The following is a 17144-nucleotide window of genomic DNA, read 5'->3' on the forward strand; positions in this document are numbered from 1 at the left end:
GATTGGTTTGTTGTCGTTATGGGGTCAGGTTAAAACACCCGCTTTACGATTGCCCGTAAATTTTATGAACGAAACGCCCTTTAGTTTCTTTAAAGGCATTACGCGCACAAACTTCTGGCCTCAGTGGTGAATCTTTAACCTCAGTCAGGTAGCGCTTCACGTTGGCCCTGAACGCGGGCCCGTACCCTGGAAGCGATCACAAAAACAAGACAGAGGTGACAATCATGACTCTCAAACGAAGCTTGTCGTTTATCGCGGCAGCGGCTTTCAGCCTTAATGCCATGGCATGGCAACCCTCCGGAAAAGTGGAATGCATCGCCCCGTCCGACCCGGGTGGCGGCTGGGACTTTACCTGTCGCAGCGCTGGTAATGTAATGAGGGACCTTGGCCTGGTTGATGGCACCGTACAGACCATCAATATGGCCGGTGCTGGCGGCGGTGTTGCCTATGCTCACACGGTCAGCAAACGAGCGGAAGATGACAAGCTGATCGTCGCCGCATCAACGGCAACCACCACCCGTCTCGCCCAGAAACAGTTCCCCGGGCTGAATGCCGATATGGTGACCTGGATTGGCGCACTGGGCGCGGATTACGGCGTCATTGCCGTAGGCAAGGACTCACAGTATGAGAACCTGAATCAACTGCTCGATGCCATCAAGCAGAATCCGAAATCCGTCAAGTTCGCGGGCGGCAGTGCCCGGGGTGGCTGGGATCATCTGAAGGTGCTGATCACCGCGAAGGCCGCCGGCGCCGATCGACTGCCCGCCATTCCGTACCTTTCCTACAATAACGGTGGTGAGGCCATGACCCAGGTGGTCGGTGGCCAGGTCGACGCCTTCACCGGTGATATCTCCGAAGTCACCGGTTTCCTGTCGTCGGGCGACCTTCGTGTTCTGGCCGTGCTGGCCGACGAGCGCCTGCCGGGTGAATTTTCCGATATTCCGACCGCAAAAGAGCAGGGCGTTGACGCCGTTGGCCCGAACTGGCGCGGTTTTTACATGCCCAAGGGTGCTTCCAGTGAGTCCAAGGCGTTTTGGGTCGAGACCGTCGATACCCTGTATGCCAGTGAGGAGTGGAAAAAGGTGATGAAGGCCAATGGTCTCATCCCGTTCCATCCGCCTGCAGATGAGTTCGACAGCTTTGTCGAGCAACAGGTACAGGACATCGAGAACCTGTCCCGCGAAATAGGACTGCTGAAATGACAGGCCTGGGTGATCGGCTTCTTGGCCTGGGCCTGATGGTTCTGGCGGTGGCTTACGGCTGGGTTGCACAGCAGTGGCCCGAGCCGTTTGGCGGCGCCGAAACCGTTGGGCCGGAAACCTTTCCAACCATCCTTGCGGTGGTTCTGGTTGCCGGCAGCATCTATCTGATGGTCAAGCCGGACCCCGACGCCCAGTGGCCGCTGGGCCGGTCCGCAGTTGAGCTGGTGGTGTCGCTGGTTGTGCTGGTGGTCTACGCGATGCTGCTTGAACCCCTGGGGTTTGTCATCTCGACAACCCTGGCGGTTGGCACCCTTAGCTGGCGCATGGGCGCGCCCGCCAGGAATGCCTTTTTAACGGGCCTGATCAGCGCCGTGGTGGTGTTCGTCCTGTTCAACTATGGCCTGGCGTTGAGCTTGCCTGCTGGCATCCTGGAGGTGAACTGATGGAAACGCTCGGTTTTCTGATGGAGGGGTTTGCGGTTGCCCTGACACCGTACAACCTGATGTTTGCGCTCTTCGGCGCTTTCGTGGGCACCCTGATTGGTTGTTTGCCTGGCCTGGGGCCGGCAAACGGTGTGGCGATCCTCATCCCGTTGGCGTTTACCCTTGGCTTGCCGCCGGAAACTGCCATGATCCTGCTGACATCGGTTTACGCCGGCGCGATGTATGGCGGCCGTATTTCCTCCATCCTGCTCAACATTCCCGGTGACGAACCGGCGATGATGACCTGCCTGGATGGCTACCCCATGGCCCAAAAGGGGCGGGCGGCCGATGCGCTGGCGATCTCTGCTATTGCGTCCTTTGCCGGTGGGCTGATCGGCACTATAGGGTTGATCATGCTTGCCCCCGTGCTGGCGAGGTTTGCCTTGAGTTTCGGCCCGGCGGAGTATTTCGCGTTGTTCCTGCTGGCCTTCGCCACCCTGGGTGGTATTACCGGCAAGAACCCGATGAAGACGGTGATTGCCGCGACCCTGGGGATCATGATCTCCACTGTGGGCATCGATATCTCCACCGGCACCCAGCGCTACACCTTCGGTGTGCTGGAGCTGTACGAGGGTATTGATTTCATCCTGGCGATTGTTGGCCTTTTCGCCATTTCGGAGTTGTTGTTCTTCGTCGAGTCGCGCATGGGCGGTGGGCGTAAGAAAATGAACGTGGGCAAGCTGACCCTTACCTTCAAGGAGTTGGTCTCCACGGTTCCCACCCAGCTTCGTGGCGGCGTGCTTGGATTCATTTCCGGCGTGCTGCCGGGTGCCGGTGCGTCCCTGGGCAGTTTTATCAGCTACACCCTCGAAAAGAGCGTGATAGGCAAGAAGGGCACGTTCGGCGAGGGCGATATCCGGGGTGTGGTGGCGCCTGAGGCGGGCAACAACGGTGCCTCATCAGGCGCGCTCGTACCCATGTTGACCCTGGGCGTGCCAGGTAGCGGTACCACCGCGGTGCTGTTGGCGATGCTGATTTCATTGAACATCACTCCGGGCCCGCTGATGTTTACCCAGAACGCCGATATTGTCTGGGGCGTCATTGCCGCCCTGCTGATTGGCAATGTGCTGCTGCTGGTGCTTAACATCCCGTTGGTTGGCTTCTTTGTGCGCCTGCTGTCGGTGCCGCCCATGTACTTGCTGCCGATTGTGACCATGGTTGCCTTCGTGGGCATCTATTCCATCAGCAACAGCGCCTTCGACCTGTATTTCATGGTGGCGTTTGGCGTGGCGGGTTATTTCCTGCGCAAACTGGAAATTCCGGTGGTGCCGATTATTCTCGGGCTATTGCTCGGACCGGAGATGGAGAAGAACCTGGGGCATGCCCTGGTGTTGTCAGACGGCGACTGGAGCATTCTGTGGGAAAGCACCCTGGCCAAGAGCTTCTGGCTGGTTGCCGCTCTGAGCCTGGTGTTGCCTTATGTGGTGGGTCCGGTGCTGCGTCGCCGCATGAACGCGGCCATGAAGGAAAGCCCGGCCAGCGACTGATTCGGTTCCCGGTCGCTAACCTCCGCTTTGCCGCACCGGATGACCGGTGCGGCTTTTTTGTGCGCGCTGGTTAGAGATTCGCTTCGGCGTACTCCGCTAGAACAGAGCGCGGGACGCCCTGCAGGTGAATGTGCCCGCCATGGCGGAAGCTCTTGAAGCGCTCGGTCATGTAGGTCAGGCCTGAGCTCAGGGCGCTCAGATAAGGGGTGTCGATCTGAGCCAGGTTACCCAGGCAGATCACTTTGGAGCCGTTGCCGGCACGGGTGATGATGGTCTTGATCTGATGCGGTGTCAGGTTCTGGGATTCGTCGATGATGATCAGGCTGTGTTGGAAGCTGCGGCCACGAATGTAGTTCATCGACTTGAAGTGCAGTGGCACCTTGCTGAGGATGTAGTCCACGCTGGCGGTCATATTTTCATCGTCTTCGTGGAGAGCTTCGAGGTTGTCCACGATGGCCCCCAGCCAGGGCTCCATTTTCTCCGCTTCGGTGCCGGGGAGGAAGCCAATGTCCTCGTCCAGACCCTGAGTGCTACGGGTGGCGATGATGCGTTTGTACAGCTTGCTGGCAACCGTCATTTCGATACAGGCCGCGAGGGCGAGGATGGTTTTACCGGAGCCGGCGGAACCGGTCAGGTTTACCAGGTGGATATCGGGGTCCAGCAGCAGGTTCAGGGCAATGGCCTGGTATATATCCCGCGGTACCAGGCCCCAGACTTCCTCGTGCATCAGATCGTGCTGGTGCAGATCCCGAATGACAATCTGGTCTTCGCCCACATCAGACACCTTGCCAACGAATCCCTGTTCATCAATAACGAACTCGTTGATGGTCAGCCTGGCCAGGTCGCCCTCACGACGAAGGATGTGTTCGGTAATACCCTCCCGCTGGATGGTTTCGACCTTCTCGATGGTGTCCCAGAACGAGTTCGGGAATTCTTTGTACCCTTTCGGCAGCAGGTCAATATCGTCCAGCAGCATGTCGTTGTGATAGTCCTGGGCCTCCACGCCGAAGCCCCGGGCTTTCAATCGCATGTTGATGTCCTTGCTGACAAGGATGATGTCGCGCGATGTGTGGCGGGTTTGCAGGGCCGCCAGGGTATTGATGATCTTGTTGTCGTTCAGGTGCTCGGGCAGGCCATGGTTGCCCTGGTAGTCCGTGCTCATCAGTATCGATAACGCGCCGAGCGGTTCTGCTTTCTTGCCGCGCACGATGGGTACGCCTTTCTCGATTTCTCCTGGGCTGGCGTCACCCAGCAACTTGTCGATGTTGCGGATGGCCTGTCGGCAATCGGCAGCAACGGCCTGTTTGCCGGATTTGAGACTGTCGAGTTCTTCGAGGACCGTCATCGGAATGATGACGTCGTGTTCTTCAAAGTTCAGGAGGGCGTTCGGGTCGTGGATGAGGACGTTGGTGTCGAGGACATACATCTTTCTGCGAGCCTGCGATGCTCTTGGCATAGGGTGTGATACCTCTCTGGTCAGCCGTTCCCGGCACAGCGGTTGGTGAGCTCCTGGTCGGAGATCAGTTTGAGCATGTCATACGTGGTCACAATACCGGTGATCTTTTCGTCTTTGGTGATGAAAATCCGGTGCAGGTGTTCACGCATCATAATATCGGCAATGTCGCGCACAGGCGTTTGCTCGTCAACCGATAAAACGATAGGGGTCATGATGTCACGCACTTCCACCGGCACCTTGCCCATCTCCTCAAAAATGGCCATGCGCAGGCGCCGGGCTTCGTGTTCTTCTTCCGGGGTCATGCGCGCATCGGACTCGGAACGGCTGGCGTTCCAGCGGAATTCGGTGATGTCCTTCAGGGTGGCAATGCCGACAATCTCGCCCGTTTCGTCGGTAACCGGGCTGCCGGTGATTTCGTTGTCAGTGAGGAACCTGGCCAGACGGTCCATCGTCCAGGATTGGGGTACGGCCTTGATGCTCGGGGTCATGATCTCGTAAGCGAGAACGGTCATTGACGAATCGGCTCCGTTAGCAGGTCCTTTGTAAAAGAGCTTAGCTGTTACTGATGTTCTAGTCATCCCCTGATTCAGCTTTGGGGGCTACATCTTTCAGTTGGCCCTGCGAGTCATAGATCAGTTCGTAGTTCTGGTAACGGTCCCACTGGGCAACCCGTTCCAACTGCTCCATGGAACGGATAGGAATGTCCACCAGCAGGGTGTTGACCAGCCAGCCGGGTATCGAACCGTTTGGCTCGGTGTGTTGAACCCAGATCATCCGGGTCTGGCCGTCTTCGGGAATAAAGCGGTAAAGGGTGTCGGACTTGTCGACACGGATGTAGTCATCTTCCTCGGCCCGTTGATCGGGAATGGCGTTGAGGTCCATCACGATTTCGCCGTCGACCTGTTGGCCCCGGGTGCGAATCCGTAGTACGTAATCCCGGTCGGTGACCGGCCAGGGCATATCGTTGACCGAGTAGGCGTAGCGCTCATCAAAGTCACCCGAGCCGAAGGCATAGGATTCCGAGCAGTTATGAACCCACTGAACACAGGATTTGGGATTGATCATAACCGCCATCAGATTCTCGATCGGCACATCAAGCACAGCCACAGCCTTGAAGGCCTGGAAGCTGGAGTCCGGCTGGTCAGCGGTATAGACCCGGATACGATCGGTTTCCTTGCGGAGGCTCCAGTTCTCCGAGTCTTCGGCCGGCAGCCCGGCGAAGGCCAAACCTGAGGTCAGCAGGAAAACCGTGATGGCTGCAAGCCAGATGACGCGTCGATTGGTCGGGCGTTGGTTGCCACGGGCTCTCAGGTTTTGCATGAGGTACACTTCCTTGAACATGGTCGGGCGAGTCTAGCACGACTGATCTGGTGCCAACCTGCTACGATCGGGGGTTTGTGAACTGGGTAACTGACTGAATTCCTGACGTTAACATTTGGCCCGAATTGACGATGAAAAAACCGAACAAGCGACTGATCGATGACCGGGGGCGGATTCCCTACGGCGTATTGGACACACCGGTGGATGTCATCAACTACCGGGACTTTGACCTCCGTACGGTGATGGATAAACCGCGCTCGGCCCTGGCCCGTAAAGCCCGTTTTAATCAGTTCCAGTTCGTCAGTGCGATGGCGCCGGGTTGGGTGTTCGGGCTGGCGGTAGTGGATCTGAAACTGGTCAGTACGGCGTTTTTCTATCTTTACGATTTCAAGACCGGGCAGATGCTGGAGCAGTCCCTGACGCAGCCATTGGCGAAGGGAACTCACATTGAGCCAAGGCCTGAAACCGGGGTGACGGAGTTTCGTAAAGGGAAAACATGCGTTCGTATTACGTCGGACGGCCACTCGCGTGGTGTGTTGGTTTCCGGCCCCAGTGACCTCCGGATAGCCCTGAATATAGAAGGGGACGCCCGCCCTCTGCGACTGGTGTGCCCAGCCGGTTACAGCGGTTGGGTGTTTACCCGTAAATCAGCGGGTCTGCCGGTGTCCGGAGACATTCGGTGGCAGGGACAGAGCTGGCAATGCGACTCGCTGTCACGCGCAGCCGTTGATTGGAGTTGCGGCTTTATGAGGCGCGAAACCGCCTGGAACTGGGCGAGTGTGGCAGGGGGGCTGGCAGATGGTCGTGCCGTTGGTCTCAATCTGGCGGCGGGCGTGAATGAAACCGGTATGACGGAAAATGCGCTCTGGCTGGAAGGGCGCTGTATCAAGCTCGGGCAGGCCCGTTTCGTGTTTGATCGCTACGATGAAACCGCACCCTGGCAGGTCACCACGGACGATGGCAGAATCGATCTCTGGTTTGAGCCATCGGGGGTTCGGCGGGAGCGACTCAATGCATGGCTGATTGCCTCCAATTTCCGCCAGTACATCGGTACCTTTTCCGGCACAGTGCGCGATGAGGCGGGCAACTCAATCCCCGTAGACGGGCTACGGGGACTGATGGAGGATCACTTCGCACGCTGGTAACGGCGCGGTCAGTGTTCCGGCAGGGTAACGTTCAGTTCCAGTACCGAACAGCTGTCGTTGCGGTCAACTTCCACCTGGACCTGGTCATCGCTGATCTGAACGTACTTGCGGATGACCGCAAGCAGCTCTTTCTGCAATTCTGGCAGGTAGTCAGGTTGGTCGCGCTGGCCCCGTTCGTGGGCAACAATGATCTGTAGGCGTTCCTTGGCAACGCTGGCGGACCGGTTGTTTTTCTTGCTCTTGAAATAATCCAGGAAACTCATCCGTCAGCCCCCCTTGAACATCCGTGAGAAGAAACCTTTTTTCTGGGACGTCATGAAGCGATGTTCTCGCTCCTCACCCAGAAGGCGGGCCACGGCATCATCATAGGCCTGTCCGGCATCGCTGTCTTCCTCAAGAATGACCGGAACACCCTGGTTGGAGGCATTCAGTACCACCTGGGACTCCGGAATCACGCCCAGCAGGGGGATGGCGAGAATTTCCTCCACATCGGCCACGGAAAGCATTTCGCCCTTTTCCACCCGATCCGGGTTGTAGCGGGATAGCAGCAGGTGTTCCTTTACGGGGTCCTGCCCCATCTCGGCTCTCCGCGACTTGCTCTGCAGGATGCCGAGAATACGGTCTGAATCCCGCACCGAGGACACTTCCGGGTTGGTAACAACTACCGCCTCATCGGCATAGTAGAGCGCCATCAGGGCGCCATGCTCAATGCCGGCGGGAGAGTCACAGACAATGTAGTCAAACCGCTCGGACAGCTCGTTGATCACTTTCTCAACGCCATCTTTGGTCAGGGCTTCCTTTTCCCGAGTCTGGGAGGCCGGCAGGATATACAGGGTGTCGACCCGTTTGTCCCGGATCAGAGCCTGGTTGAGAGTGGCTTCGCCCTGGATCACATTCACGAAGTCGTACACCACCCTGCGTTCGCAGTTCATGATGAGATCCAGGTTGCGCAGGCCCACGTCGAAATCGATCACCACGGTTTTGTGGCCTCGCTTCGCCAGGCCGGTGCTGATAGAGGCGCTGGTTGTGGTTTTACCTACGCCACCTTTTCCTGAGGTAACGACAATGATTCTAGCCAAGGTTGCATTCCTGTTTTGCGGTGGATTCGTCGTTTTTCCCGCCCGTGCGGGTAGTTACGTTCTTTTCAGGCCTTCTCCAGTGGCGTTACCACCAGCAGGTCATCCCTGAGCTGGATCTGTACGGCGGTTTTCCAGCCGTTGTCCTGAAGATCTTCGGAGATTTTATAGTGTCCGGCGATGGACACAAGCTCTGCTTCAAGAGACTGGCAGAATACCCGTGCATGTTCCGCGCCGTGAATACCCGCGAGGGCCCGCCCGCGCAATGGTCCGTACACATGAACGTTGCCGGCCGCAAGCACTTCGGCGCCGGCTTGAACCGGCGCAAGGATGATCAGGTCGCCCTCGGGTGCGTAAACCTGCTGGCCCGAACGGACTGGCTGATTGATGATTTTCGCGGGCGCTGGCTCACCCGGATTCTCGACCCTGGCGGGAGTCGGGTTTTCGGTCGGTCCAGTGGCGGCCGATTCCGTGGCCGGCGCGGTGTCGATGTCCCGGTCGCGCTGGTTGCCACCGGGAAGCAGCGCCAATGACGCACCGCGGGCGAGGCGGCGCTGATCATCGTTGCCACCGCGTACGCCGATGACATGGATGTTGTGGCGGCGGCAGGCGCCGATGATCTTGAAAAAATCCAGTTCGCTGCTCAGCCCCTCATACTTTTCCAGGCTGATGATCAGGGGGATGTCCTTGAAGAATCCGGGTGCCTGGCTGATTTTGTCTCTGAGCGTGCTTTCGAAGTCGTCATTGTCAAAAAAATACAGCTCCAGTGCGGTCATGGAAACGTTCGCACTCTTCAGTTGGAAGCACTGCTTTACCCCGGATACGGCGGTCTCGCTCATGGATGGGTCTCTTCCGTGGTGTCGTCCTGAGTGGTGCCCGGGCGTTTGCGAAGCGCCGGGCCGTCAAAGCGGATACCGGACCAGCCGGTGCCCATGAACTGGCGGATATTGCCATGGCTTTCACCTGCCGGTTCGTCCAGCACTTGCTGGTAGTGCTGGGCAAACAGACGCAGCGTGTCGGATTCGGTCAGGTTGCAGTATTGGGCCAGGGAAAATACCCGGCATGAACCGGCGTTCTCGCCGGTGCCATTGTACAGCGGTCCGTTGTGAAACCCGGTGGGCTGATAGTCGAAGAATCGGTCAATCAGCGCCAGGGTATCGTCAAAATCGCCATGACCGGCCTCAACCGATGCCAGGTGGATACGAACCGCGTCATTGACGTTCATGCCTTGTGGTCCTGTTTGGGCCCTTGCTGATAGCGGGCTTTCCACTCTTCATAAGACATGCCATAGATGATCTCCCGGGCGTCCGGGTCAGACAGCTCGAAGCCTCTCTCGGCGGCTTCGGCGCGATACCATTTGGAGAGGCAATTGCGACAGAACCCTGCCAGGTTCATAAGGTCAATATTCTGGACCTCGGTGTGCTCGCGCAGATGGTTGACCAGCTTTCGAAACGCGGCGGCTTCGATTTCCGTCTGCGATTGTTCTGGGATCGGGTTTGTCATGATTGCTCACACCTGTCTCTGTCGTCGTTGGGAGTTGCTACTCGGAGCTCCTGACATTCTCAGCATGTTACCGTAAGATACAAGGCTGTACATATGTACAGATAATTTACTTGATTGAAGAGTCATGGCCCAGCGCAAGATTATCCATGTAGATTGCGACTGCTTCTACGCCGCCGTGGAAATGCGGGACGATCCCTCATTAAGGGAAGTTCCGCTGGCCGTGGGTGGCGAAGGTGGCCGCGGAGTGGTTACCACCTGCAACTATAAAGCGAGGGCTTTTGGCGTGCGGTCCGCCATGCCTGGCGGCGAAGCCCGGCGCTTGTGCCCCGGCCTGGTGACCGTGCCGCCGGACATGGCCCGCTACCGGGCGGTGTCGAAACAGGTGATGGCCATTCTGAGGGAATTGACCGATCTGGTGGAGCCGCTGTCGCTGGACGAAGCCTTCCTGGATGTCAGCGAGGTAACCGAGCATAAGGGCAGTGCCACGTTGATGGCGCAGTACTTGCGAAAGCGAGTGAAAGATGAGGTGGGTATCACTATTTCCGCCGGTGTGGCCCCCAACAAGTTCCTGGCGAAGATTGCCAGTGACTGGAAAAAACCTGACGGCCTGTTCGTGATCCGCCCTGAGGACGTCAAGGGTTTCGTACAGGACCTGAAGGTCGAAAAGCTTTTTGGCGTGGGGCAAGTGACCGCTGGCAAACTTCACACGATGGGCGTTGCCACCTGTGGCGACATTCAGGCGCTACCCGCTGAAGCCCTGCCGGAGAAGTTTGGCAAGCAGGGGTACCGGCTGCGGGAAATGGCGTTCGGCCGTGATGATCGGGATGTGGTGGTGTCGCGCATTGCCAAGTCCGTCAGCGTGGAACGGACCTTTTCCCAGGACCTGCCGGACAAGCGCGCCTGCGAGTCGGTGATGGCCTCGCTGGTGGCCGATCTGAACCTCCGGCTCAGCCGCAAGGCCGGCCGAAAACCCATTCACAAGCTGTTTATCAAGATTCGTTACAGCGACTTTTCCACCCATACCCTGGAGCGTGTGCGCGACCGGATTCAGGAGCCCGAGCTGGAAGACTATCAGCCGCTGCTGGATGAACTGGTGACTGATACGGGCCGCCCGGTGCGCCTGTTGGGGCTGGGCGTGCGCTTTCGCAGTGATGAGTCGCCGGTTATGCAACTGCGGTTATTTGAATAAACCGGTCGTACAGGCCGTTAACCGAAGCCAGGCCCAGGCAACCGCCGATCAAGGCGCCTGCCGCTACATCGCTGGGGTAATGAAGGCCGAGCACGACCCGGGAGGCGGCAACACTCAGGGTGAACGGCAACAACAGCCAGGCCACCTCAGGCGCTGTCATGGCCAGCACCGTATTGAAGCAGACGGCATGTAGGGTGTGACCGGACGGAAAGCTGTAACGGTCCAGGGGCGGTGTGCCGCAGTTTATCGAAGGAAACGATATAAACGGGCGCTCGCGGATCAGCCAGCGCTTCAGCAGCTTGTAGGTAATGGTGCAGGTGAGGCCGGTAGCCACCATCAGCAACGCGATGGCGAGCCCGGCCTGAGGCATAAGCACTGGCATCGACAGGATGACCAGATACCATAGCCAACCATCACCCAGCCGGCTGACAACCTTGAAGTACCCCTGCACTGGTCGAAACCGCAGAGAGCGATTGATGGACTGGCAGAGGGCAAATTCCCTCTGATCCACCACGTTAAAGAAGCGAGATGCCTTGCTTGTGGAGGGCATTGTAGCTGTTCCTCAGTGGCTGGTTCAGTATCAGGTGTTCGAACTGCTCAACCTGTGCGGCCCAATTCAGGTCCAGTGCGTCCAGGCGTGCCTGTGCCCGTACCCTGTTCATCAGGGTTGGCTGGTCAGCCAGGCGCAGGGCATGATCGACAAAGCCTTCGTCGTTGCTGAGCTGAGCCTTCATGCCGTTGTCTTCATGGCGGATATGTTCGCTGGCGGCGGCATCGTCAAAAGCAACCACCGCCAGGCCGCTGGCCATGGCTTCAGTAACCACGTTGCCGAAGGTGTCGGTTTTGCTGGGGAACAGGAAGATGTCACCGGAGGCATAGTGCCGGGCCAGATCTTCGCCACGGCGGGTTCCTGCAAAAACGTAATCCGGATGGCGTTCGGCAAGGCGCTTGCGCATCGGCCCATCACCTACGAGTATGAATTTCGCGCAGGGGTGCAGCCCGCGGATACGCTCAAAGCATGACACCGCCATCTGAAGGTTTTTTTCCGGAGCGAGGCGACCAACATAGAGTACCGCGCGGTCGTTGGCTTGCAGCCCCCATTGTTGCCGGAGCACCGCGTCCCGTTTGTGGGGCGAAAAACGGGTGCAGTCAACGCCGCGACTCCAGACCGATGTCGGTTGAATGCCCATGTCATGGGTGGTCTGTGCGATTTTCCGGGTGGGGACCAGTGTTATGGCCGTCCTGTTATGAAACCAACGGCCGTAGCTGCACAACAGTTTTTCCAGGAACCCGGCACCATAGTAGCGACTGTAGGCATGGAAGTTGGTGTGAAAGCCGGAACTGACCGGGATGCCGGCCCGTCTGGCGGCCGCAACGGCCGCTACGCCGAGGGGGCCTTGAGTGGCAACGTAAATGGCATCCGGGCGTTGATGCTTCCAGAGTGAGGCCAGGAAGCCCGGCCGGGTCATTCCGAACCTCAGGTCACTGTAACCCGGTAGCGGCAGGCCGGTCACAACTTGCTCGTCGGAAAACAGGCATTCCCCGGCACCATCGAATCGTCCTTTCGATTCATGGCGCTGGCGTGGACGGATGACCGTTACCTTGTGGCCACGTTGCATCAGGCCCAGGCATAGGTGCCTGAGGGTGTTCGCCACGCCATTGATTTCCGGAGGAAAGGTCTCCGAAACAATGGTAATGTGGTGCTTGCGCCCTGAAGCCTGGGTGACTCTCATCGCGGTGTTACCTGTGGTTTCCTCTTTCATGCCTCCACTATGGAAACCTGGCATGACAGTTCCGGGACAATCCCGTGACAATCCCTTTACCTTTTTCACCAATCAGATTCGGGAGTACGCATGAAAACCCGCAAGCTCGGCAGGACCGACATTGATGTAAGCGAGATTTGCCTGGGCACCATGACCTGGGGCGAGCAAAATACCGAACAGCAAGCGTTTGAGCAGCTGGACCTGGCCACCTCCGAGGGCATTAATTTCATCGATGCCGCGGAGATGTACCCGGTGCCCCCGCGGGCTGAAACCCAGGGCCTCACGGAAAGCTATCTGGGCAACTGGCTGGCGAAGCGGGGCCGTCGCGACGATCTGGTGATTGCTTCCAAAGTGGCGGGGCCGGGTAATGGACTGGGTTACCTCCGGGATGGCCCGCGCCTGACCCGGGACCATATTCGTCAGGCCTGTGAAGACAGCCTGCGCCGGCTCAAGACCGATTATATCGACCTCTATCAGGTGCACTGGCCGGATCGTAACGCCAATTTCTTTGGCAAGCTGGGGTACCGGCACAGTGTGGACGAACAGGCTACCCCCATTGAAGAGACACTGGGCACACTGGCGGAGCTGGTCAAAGAAGGCAAAGTCCGCCACGTAGGAATCTCCAACGAAACCCCATGGGGAACGAACGAATACCTCAGGCTGGCCCGGGAGCATGACTGGCCCAGGGTGGTCAGCGTCCAGAACCCCTATAACCTGCTCAACCGCACGTTTGAGGTGGGAATGGCGGAAATTGCCTGCCGTGAACAGGTTGGTCTGCTCGCGTACTCCCCGCTGGCCTTCGGCATGCTCTCTGGCAAATATCTCGATGGCAAGCGCCCGGAAGGCGCCAGGATGACCTTGTTTGAGCGCTTCACCCGTTACACCAGCGGTCGAGGTGCCGAGGCGACCCGAGCCTACGTAGACCTGGCGGCCAGCCACGGGCTGTCACCGGTACAGATGGCGCTGGCGTACGTGACCAGCCGTGATTTCGTTACCAGCAACATTATTGGGGCCACGACGCTTGAGCAGCTTCGTGAAAACCTGGGGTCAGCGTTGGTGTCCCTGAGCGAAGAGGTGCTTGGGGAGATAGAGAACCTTAACCAGGTGTACACCTACCCCTGCCCTTAATCCTGCAAGCGTTACGGTTTTTTAACAACTCCCATCGTGAAGCAGCCACTCTGACCGTTACAGGCGGCAGAGTGGGGTGCTTACAGTTTGCAACAAAGATTGCTGTTTTCTTGACAAAAATGCGGTGATCCTGTGACAAAAAAGCGGCGCTTTTGTGTGCAAAATCACATCTTTCTGACCTTTAATCATTAGACTTAAGCATTACATGACAGTAGAATTCCGCTTCGATTACAGGTCGCCAGAATTATTATGATTATCCGTATCTTCGTCGCACTACTTGCACTCAACATGATCGCCTTCGTCGTTCGCGCCGAAGCGAGCGAACGTGTGTTTGCAGACGAAGTTCCGGCCGAGAATGTGTATCAGCTTCAGGAAGAGATGTCGGGTGACTTCGAGCGTGAAGAATCCGACATGTATGCGACCATTGGTTCTCGCCTGCTGAGCCTCAGTCTCAGCGGCTCAGATTCGGGAAAGAAGTCCTACGCGTCTGATCGTGCCAAGCCAGACCACGGTATCGCATTGCTTGAAGAGGGCGCCTGCCTCAACCTTCGCTGGAATTTTTGAACTCCCGCCGACGTTTTCTCCTTCTGAACCCTGACTGACCTCCCACGAATCCTCGCCACCGCTTATCTGTCTCAGTGCATTGCCTGTCGCAATGGCACATGTGATTATCCATATCGGTAAGCATTCTGACGGCAACTAAGGGAGTAACACTATGGCCGCGATGGTGGAGGAACAACCGGTAATGCTCGCAGACAGCAGCGCCTGTGTAGACGAGCTGATTCGCCGGGTGGGTAAGCGCATCACACTCGGCCTGCCACTGGGGCTTGGTAAACCCATACGTTTTGCCAATGCTCTCTACCAGCGTGCCAAGGACGATCCGTCCATAGAGCTTCACATTGTCACGGCGCTATCCCTGACCGCGCCCGGTGGCAGTTCATCGCTGGAAAAGCGTTTCATGGGCCCGTTCGCCGAGCGCCTGTACGGGCGGATTCCGGAACTTGATTACGCACGGGACGTGATTGGTCAGCGTTTGCCCGAGAACGTGCGGGTATCCGAGTTCTTCTTCAAGGCCGGGTCCTTCCTGAATAACAAGGACCAACAGCGCAACTATGTCTGTACCAACTACACCCATGCAGTGCGCGACCTTATGGCGCTCGGTGTCAATGTCGTCGGCCAGATGGTGGCTCCGGCGACCGAGCCGGATCAGGAAGGCTACGTTAGCCTGAGCTGCAACCCGGATCTGAGTCTGGACCTGCTGCCCCTGTTAAGGGCGCGGGAAGCGGCCGGAACCCCCGTGGCGTTGGTGGCAGAGACCAACAGCCATTTGCCCTTTCTCGGCAATGACGCCGCCGTCGAGACGGGCCAGTTTGATATCGTCCTGGAGCATGCCGCCTCCGACTACCCCCTGTTTTCGGCACCACAAATGTCGGTCAGCCCGGAGGATCACCTTATCGGGTTCTACGCCAGTGCGTTGCTCCGGGATGGAGGGACCCTGCAGGTGGGGATTGGCTCGCTGGGCGCGGCGTTGGTTCACAGCGCGATTCTGCGGCATCGTCACAACGAGCATTGGACGCAGGTGTTTGATCACCTGAAGGTGGCAGACCGCTTCCCGGTGGTTTCCGAGTGCGGTGGCACGGATGTCTTCGAGGAGGGACTCTACGGCTGCAGTGAAATGATGGTGGATGGTTTTATTTACCTCATGGAGGCGGGTGTCCTGACCCGCGAGGTGTTTGATCATGCCGGACTGCAAACATTGATAAACCGGGGCGAACTTACTCACAGTGTTTCTCTCGACACCCTGGATGTCCTGCGGCGGGAACAGTTGATCGACTCGCCGTTACGGGCCAGGGACGTGCAGTGGCTGTGTCGTTACGGCATCCTTAATCCGGAGGTCGAGTTCAAAGGCGGGCGGTTGCGTGTGGGCGAGCAATCCCTGGATCCGGATCTCGACAGTGAGGAGGCGAGAAGCGCCATTGAGTCGTTGGCCCTGGGAAAGTCACTGACCGGAGGGATTGTGGTGCATGGTGGCTTCTTCGTCGGCCCCGAAGCCTTCTATCAGCGGTTGCGGGACCTGGCGCCGCGCGACCGCCAACGCATCTGCATGACCAGCGTCAACTACATCAACCACTTATATGACCACGCGTTCGGCAACCAGCGTCTGAAAGCTGCACAGAGGGTGCATGGCCGGTTTATCAACTCGGCGATGATGCATACGCTAAGCGGTGCGGCCGTGTCCGACGGGCTGGAAGACGGCCGTGTGGTCAGCGGTGTTGGCGGCCAGTACAATTTTGTCGCCATGGCCCACGAGCTGCCGGGCGCGCGGTCTATCCTGACCCTGCGCAGCACCCGTAAGTCCGGTGAGGAAACACTGTCCAACATTGTCTTCAGTTACGGGCACTGCACCATTCCCCGTCATCTTCGCGACATAGTCATCACCGAGTACGGTATTGCGGATCTGAGGGGTCAGTCCGACGAGCAGGTATACCTGCAACTGATCCGCATTGCAGATTCCCGTTTCCAGGCCGATTTGCTGAAGCAGGCCCAGAAAGCGGGAAAAGTGGATGCTTCGTTTCGTCTGCCTGAGCACTGGTGCAATAACACGCCGGAGGCGGTTGGAGAGGCTGTAAAGATCGCCGGAGACACGGATATGTTTCCAGCATTCCCGTTCGGGCGGGACTTTACCGATGAAGAACTCCGGCTGGGCAAGGCTTTACAAACTCTGAAGGCCGCAACGGCGACTCGTCGTGGTAAACTGTTGACTTTGTGGCGCGCCGTTAAGGCAAACGACGACGACAATCGCTACCAGCCGTTGCTGGAGCGCATGAGCCTGGATAAACCCCGGAGCCTGAAGGCGAGACTGGACCGGCGCCTGGTTATCCATGGCCTGAATCTGACTGATACACCCCCGAATACAGGAAACACAAACGCCTGATGCAAAAACCTGCTGTATTAACCGTCCACTATGTCCTCAAGAACAAGCTCGGTGAGCTGGTTGACACCTCCGAGGGCAGCGAGCCGCTTCATTTCCTGGAAGGCAGCCCGGAAATCATCGAAGGCATCCAGAAAGCGGTGAAAGACCGTAATGTCGGTGATTGCCTGGAAGTGACCGTACCTCCGGCCATGGCGTATGGAGAACATAATCCGGAGCTGATCCGCAAAGTACCCCGTTCCATGTTCGAGAACGTGGAGAACCTGCAGGTAGGGATGAAGTTTCAAACCAATACCGGCGACACGGCCCAGGTGGTACAGGTGGTAAGCATTGATGGTAATCTGGTGCGGGTGGATGCCAACCATCCTCTGGCGGGTTTTACCCTGTACTTTGATCTGGAGATCATCGGTAAGCGTGAAGCCACGGAAGAGGAAATCAACGCCGGCCATCCGCTGAGCTGA

Annotated in this window: 19 protein-coding genes; 9 read left to right on the forward strand and 10 right to left on the reverse strand. The window is 58.0% G+C overall.

The annotated features are described in order from the left end of the window. Positions 1-224: 224 nt before the first annotated feature. From AAGD24_RS05870 to AAGD24_RS05880, 3 genes are read left to right on the forward strand one after another with little or no spacing between them, the layout of a single operon-like run. Positions 225-1202, forward strand: a complete 978-nt coding sequence (locus tag AAGD24_RS05870; protein ID WP_379866839.1) for a Bug family tripartite tricarboxylate transporter substrate binding protein — start codon at positions 225-227, stop codon at positions 1200-1202. Beyond that, positions 1199-1645: a tripartite tricarboxylate transporter TctB family protein gene (locus AAGD24_RS05875; RefSeq protein WP_036204068.1), complete on the forward strand. Its 447-nt coding sequence runs from the start codon at positions 1199-1201 to the stop codon at positions 1643-1645. Before AAGD24_RS05870 ends, AAGD24_RS05875 begins: the two co-directional genes overlap by 4 nt. After that, complete coding sequence (locus AAGD24_RS05880) at positions 1645-3171, forward strand: tripartite tricarboxylate transporter permease (protein WP_036204071.1); 1527 nt, start codon at positions 1645-1647, stop codon at positions 3169-3171. Before AAGD24_RS05875 ends, AAGD24_RS05880 begins: the two co-directional genes overlap by 1 nt. A gap of 70 nt (positions 3172-3241) precedes the next feature. On the opposite strand, the gene AAGD24_RS05885 is transcribed toward AAGD24_RS05880, so the two are convergent. Genes AAGD24_RS05885 through AAGD24_RS05895 form a run of 3 tightly spaced genes read right to left on the reverse strand, consistent with a single transcriptional unit; the run spans position 3242 to position 5947 of the window. Continuing rightward, positions 3242-4627: a PhoH family protein gene (locus tag AAGD24_RS05885; RefSeq protein ID WP_036204072.1), complete on the reverse strand. Its 1386-nt coding sequence runs from the start codon at positions 4625-4627 to the stop codon at positions 3242-3244. Positions 4628-4647: 20 nt separating this feature from the next. Further along, on the reverse strand, positions 4648-5139 hold the full coding sequence (locus AAGD24_RS05890) for a CBS domain-containing protein (RefSeq protein ID WP_036204075.1): 492 nt from the start codon (positions 5137-5139) through the stop codon (positions 4648-4650). Between the two features lie 58 nt (positions 5140-5197). Beyond that, positions 5198-5947, reverse strand: a complete 750-nt coding sequence (locus AAGD24_RS05895) for an START domain-containing protein (protein ID WP_379866842.1) — start codon at positions 5945-5947, stop codon at positions 5198-5200. A 131-nt stretch (positions 5948-6078) separates the two neighbouring features. Here AAGD24_RS05895 and AAGD24_RS05900 point away from each other — a divergent pair, with 131 nt between their 5' ends. Next, complete coding sequence (locus AAGD24_RS05900; RefSeq protein ID WP_379866844.1) at positions 6079-7092, forward strand: DUF2804 domain-containing protein; 1014 nt, start codon at positions 6079-6081, stop codon at positions 7090-7092. An 8-nt stretch (positions 7093-7100) separates the two neighbouring features. Here the strand turns inward: AAGD24_RS05900 and minE are convergent, their stop codons facing one another. The 5 genes from minE to AAGD24_RS05925 form a co-directional block, all read right to left on the reverse strand. Then, positions 7101-7355 (reverse strand): cell division topological specificity factor MinE, encoded by a 255-nt coding sequence (gene minE / locus AAGD24_RS05905; RefSeq protein ID WP_007154416.1) that lies wholly within the window; start codon positions 7353-7355, stop codon positions 7101-7103. A 3-nt stretch (positions 7356-7358) separates the two neighbouring features. Then, positions 7359-8171, reverse strand: a complete 813-nt coding sequence (gene minD, locus AAGD24_RS05910; protein WP_036204085.1) for a septum site-determining protein MinD — start codon at positions 8169-8171, stop codon at positions 7359-7361. 65 nt (positions 8172-8236) lie between these two features. After that, positions 8237-9007, reverse strand: a complete 771-nt coding sequence (minC, locus tag AAGD24_RS05915; RefSeq protein WP_228210474.1) for a septum site-determining protein MinC — start codon at positions 9005-9007, stop codon at positions 8237-8239. Continuing rightward, positions 9004-9393 carry a HopJ type III effector protein gene (locus AAGD24_RS05920; protein ID WP_036204091.1) on the reverse strand — a complete coding sequence of 130 codons (390 nt, stop codon included), beginning with the start codon at positions 9391-9393 and terminating at the stop codon, positions 9004-9006. Before AAGD24_RS05920 ends, minC begins: the two co-directional genes overlap by 4 nt. Further along, positions 9390-9671 carry a DUF1244 domain-containing protein gene (locus AAGD24_RS05925; protein WP_228210475.1) on the reverse strand — a complete coding sequence of 94 codons (282 nt, stop codon included), beginning with the start codon at positions 9669-9671 and terminating at the stop codon, positions 9390-9392. The genes AAGD24_RS05920 and AAGD24_RS05925 overlap by 4 nt, the downstream gene beginning before the upstream one ends. 124 nt (positions 9672-9795) lie before the next feature. Between AAGD24_RS05925 and dinB the strand changes: the two genes are divergently transcribed. Then, entirely contained in the window at positions 9796-10860 is a 1065-nt protein-coding gene (gene dinB, locus AAGD24_RS05930; protein WP_036204097.1) for a DNA polymerase IV, read from the forward strand. On the opposite strand, the gene AAGD24_RS05935 is transcribed toward dinB, so the two are convergent. Together AAGD24_RS05935 and AAGD24_RS05940 are read right to left on the reverse strand one after the other, a co-directional pair. Further along, positions 10835-11410, reverse strand: coding sequence for a phosphatase PAP2 family protein (locus tag AAGD24_RS05935; protein ID WP_228210476.1), 576 nt, complete (start codon positions 11408-11410; stop codon positions 10835-10837). The two genes, dinB and AAGD24_RS05935, sit on opposite strands and share 26 nt — an antisense overlap. After that, the gene (locus tag AAGD24_RS05940) at positions 11376-12623 is read right to left on the reverse strand and encodes a glycosyltransferase family 1 protein (RefSeq protein ID WP_136633240.1); all 1248 of its coding nucleotides are present in this window, start codon (positions 12621-12623) and stop codon (positions 11376-11378) included. The genes AAGD24_RS05935 and AAGD24_RS05940 overlap by 35 nt, the downstream gene beginning before the upstream one ends. Before the next feature lie 90 nt (positions 12624-12713). On the opposite strand from AAGD24_RS05940, the gene AAGD24_RS05945 reads away from it, so the two are divergent. The 4 genes from AAGD24_RS05945 (at position 12714) to AAGD24_RS05960 (ending at position 17144) form a co-directional block, all read left to right on the forward strand. Beyond that, the gene (locus AAGD24_RS05945) at positions 12714-13751 is read left to right on the forward strand and encodes an NADP(H)-dependent aldo-keto reductase (protein WP_228210477.1); all 1038 of its coding nucleotides are present in this window, start codon (positions 12714-12716) and stop codon (positions 13749-13751) included. A gap of 249 nt (positions 13752-14000) precedes the next feature. Beyond that, complete coding sequence (locus tag AAGD24_RS05950) at positions 14001-14315, forward strand: hypothetical protein (RefSeq protein ID WP_041333497.1); 315 nt, start codon at positions 14001-14003, stop codon at positions 14313-14315. Between the two features lie 160 nt (positions 14316-14475). Beyond that, positions 14476-16686 (forward strand): acetyl-CoA hydrolase/transferase C-terminal domain-containing protein, encoded by a 2211-nt coding sequence (locus AAGD24_RS05955; protein ID WP_379867306.1) that lies wholly within the window; start codon positions 14476-14478, stop codon positions 16684-16686. After that, positions 16686-17144, forward strand: coding sequence for a peptidylprolyl isomerase (locus AAGD24_RS05960; RefSeq protein ID WP_041333500.1), 459 nt, complete (start codon positions 16686-16688; stop codon positions 17142-17144). The genes AAGD24_RS05955 and AAGD24_RS05960 overlap by 1 nt, the downstream gene beginning before the upstream one ends.

The organism is Marinobacter sp. M5B (assembly GCF_042604615.1).
Lineage (GTDB): Bacteria > Pseudomonadota > Gammaproteobacteria > Pseudomonadales > Oleiphilaceae > Marinobacter > Marinobacter salarius.